Source organism: Vibrio sp. 811 (assembly GCF_033339195.1).
Genome location: NZ_JAWOUB010000842.1, coordinates 1 through 541, shown reverse-complemented (window position 1 = coordinate 541; position 541 = coordinate 1). Strand labels below are relative to the sequence as shown.

The following is a 541-nucleotide window of genomic DNA, read 5'->3' as shown; positions in this document are numbered from 1 at the left end:
GTATTCGTTAACGTCAATTGGGCTATGGCTTTCTAGATAGTCTTTCAAGACTTCTGCATCGGTAAAACCTGTGTTGACGTAGCCAGGGTGCGTATCAATTTTAGGGTAACCATCGCCACCAGAAGCGTTGTAACTTGGTACTGTGAAGCGGTAACGACCATCTAAACGCAGTTGCTTGTTACCGATAAATACATTGGTGACTTTGTCATTTTCAATACGCATAGAGATACCCGCAAACTGCGCGTAAGCACCTGAATCAACTGGCTTGGTTGCAACAATGTTTAGGTAATCCAAGACTTCTTGCCCAGACATATCGACGTAAGAAACCATGTTGCCAAATGGCTGTACGGTCAGCACATCTTTGTATGTGATGTCACCAGCTTCAATAGAATCACGCACACCACCTGAGTTCATCACTGCGAAATCTGCTTTTGCACGTTCCATATGAGCCGTTGCAATTAAACGACCTAGATTCGTCTGTTGGAATCGCACGACATCACGGTCACCTTCTAGCTTACCGTTTGATTCCGCAATTTTCACA

Annotated in this window: 1 protein-coding gene; it reads right to left on the bottom strand. The window is 44.5% G+C overall.

Translation table 11 applies throughout. The features are described 5' to 3' along the window. Positions 1 to 541, bottom strand: a 541-nt coding sequence (locus tag R7Q46_RS29705; RefSeq protein ID WP_318078658.1) for a 5'-nucleotidase C-terminal domain-containing protein, incomplete at both ends; no start/stop codon positions are given.